Source organism: Streptomyces sp. NPDC001868 (assembly GCF_040297125.1).
In the GTDB taxonomy this organism is placed as follows: domain Bacteria; phylum Actinomycetota; class Actinomycetes; order Streptomycetales; family Streptomycetaceae; genus Streptomyces.
In genome coordinates this window covers 1-2,202 of sequence record NZ_JBEOYO010000131.1, presented here as the reverse complement: position 1 = coordinate 2,202, position 2,202 = coordinate 1, and the positions used below count along the sequence as shown (strand labels likewise).

Genomic DNA, 2,202 nt, shown 5'->3' with positions numbered 1-2,202 from the left:
CGCCCCGGTCGTCGTTCCCGAGCCCGTGGCCGCAGCGGAACCCGTTGCCGCAGGTGACGGACCCGGCCGCGCCGCCCGGGCGACCCCCGGCCCCGCGCACGGCGGCGCGGGGGCCCCCCCCCCCCCGGCCGGAGACGGTCAGTAGGGGTTGTCCGCGTGCGTGAGGGTCGTCCAGGCGTTGAAGTAGTTGTCCGTGCCGGACGGCCGGTGTGCCTCGGTGTACTTCTGGGTGTTGGACATGCTGATGCCGAGGCGGTTGTGGAGGGCATTGAAGCCGACCTCAGTGACCCGGCCGAGGCCCGTCTTGATCGAGCCGTCGCACAGCCAGGAGGGCGCGGCGGTGCCGTTTTCGTAGGAGGTGTGGAAGCCCAGCGCGTAGCGCAGCCGGTCCTGGATCTTCGGGTAGAGGTCCTGGCCCTGGATGCGGCTGGTCTCCGCGATGTTGGCGATGGAGGCGACACCCCAGCCGGTGTGCCCGAAGTCGCGGCAGGTCTCCTGGGCGAGGCCGTTGTTGAAGGTGCTCTGGCCCTGCCAGTAGTTGATGATCTCGGCGCTGGTGTCGATGCTGCTGTTGGCGGGCGGCTCGGGCAGGTCGCCGTCACTGGTCAAGTAGACGTACGCGGGGGTGCGCGCGAGGTAGGTGCTGACCGCCTTGTCGTAGCTGGTGCGGTCCTCGATGAAGACCGAGATGCCGATCGCCGCCTCGGTCATGACCAGTTCCCAGTTGCCGTTCTTGGTCGCCGCGCCATTGATCACCTCGGGGAGGTACACGTTGCGCAGCATGGTCGCGAAGCGGCCTGCGTTGGGCCAGCCGCCGTCGTAGGTGTACTTGATGATCTCGGCGGCGCGCGGCCAGGTCGATCCGGCCCAGCCTGACTGCAGCGGGGCGTTGCTGTTGGTGTGATCAGTGATGGTCGCGGACCAGGCGTCCATGATCTCGATCGCCTTCTTGGCGTACCTGCTGTCCCGGGTGAAGTACCAGGCGAGCGCGTCGGTGTAGGCCGCGATGGCGTCCTGGCGCTCGTCGGTGCAGCCGTTGTTGGGGTTGGACGACGAGCCGCACTCCACGACGGCCCGCGGCTTCGCGGTGCGCGACAGCGAGGCGTAGGAGCTGGCGATCATGCCGTCGTACGCGGCCTTCCAGGGCTGCTGGCCGGCCTGTACTTTCGATCGGGCGTGGTCGAGCTGGGCCCGGCTCACCAGCACGCCGGGATGGGTGAAGGCGGCCGGCGCTGCCGTCGCCTGGGCGGCCGGGCCCGTGAACTGAAGGCTCAGCAGGCCGGCCAGTAGAGCGAGAACACCGAGCAGGGCGGTTCTGTTTCGCGCCATCCGATGACCTCTTCCATTCACAGATGAGAACAGAGTTCCGGGTGTTGGAAGGTATTGGCCTGGACCATAAGGACACTTCGTGAACATGTCAATACAGTTCGTGCTCAGGGTTCAGCCCGTCGCCATGTCGTACGAACCATCCACGCGCGGGCCTCCGCCGCGATCGGGCCGGATGGCCTTCACCACATCGGTGGGCCCGGTTCGTCGTCGTGCCACAGCACTGGTCGGCGTTGTCACGTTGTTGGCTGTGTGACTGCCTGACGGCGCGTCGTGGTGTGGTGTGGTGGAGCCTGGTTCCGGGCTGTGTTCAGGCCGCGGTGGCGAGGCCGGCGACGCCGGTGATCTGCTCCCAGATTGCGAAGCGGACGGTCATCTCGGCTCGGTAGACGTGGGCGGGCATCACATGGCGGCGGGGTCGGAAGTGGGGCGAGATACCGCTGAACGCGGACAGGAATCGCTGTGCTCCGCCCGCGGAGCGGAAGCGTTTCATCGCGTGTTCGCGCTGTCTGGTGGGTTGGTGGCTGTTCTCCGCCTGGTTGTTCAGGCCCTTGTGCGAGCGATGTTCCACCGAGGGCATGACCTCGCGGTGGGCGGCGCCGCAGGAGCGGAGCTTGTCGGTGACGACCACCCGCGGCACCATGCGCGTCTTCTTCATCAGCCTGCGGAGGAAGCGCCTGGCCGCGGCCTTGTCCCGGCGCTTCTGCACCAGGATGTCGAGGACGTTGCCGTCCTGGTCGACGGCCCGCCACAGGTATGTCTGCTCGCTGTTGATCTTGATGAAGACCTCGTCCAGGTGCTTCCCAATGCTGATGTCAAGCCGCGGCTGTGGCTGGGGGTGTGACCTGGTAGCACCGTCGGTCACGGATCAAGGCC

1 protein-coding gene and 1 pseudogene are annotated in these 2,202 nt (G+C 67.3%); both read right to left on the bottom strand.

Translation table 11 applies throughout. From position 1 onward, the window contains the following. Positions 1-138: 138 nt before the first annotated feature. Complete coding sequence (locus tag ABT147_RS47085) at positions 139-1,329, bottom strand: alginate lyase family protein (RefSeq protein WP_351418705.1); 1,191 nt, start codon at positions 1,327-1,329, stop codon at positions 139-141. A gap of 307 nt (positions 1,330-1,636) precedes the next feature. Then, positions 1,637-2,125 (bottom strand): annotated as a pseudogene (locus ABT147_RS47080) (IS6 family transposase); the annotation flags it as partial. Between the last annotated feature and the right edge of the window lie 77 nt (positions 2,126-2,202).

Coding starts and splice junctions, on each gene's coding strand:
- ABT147_RS47085 (WP_351418705.1), bottom strand. CDS start 1,329: ATGGCGCGAAACAGAACCGCCCTGCTCGGTGTTCTCGCTCTACTGGCC.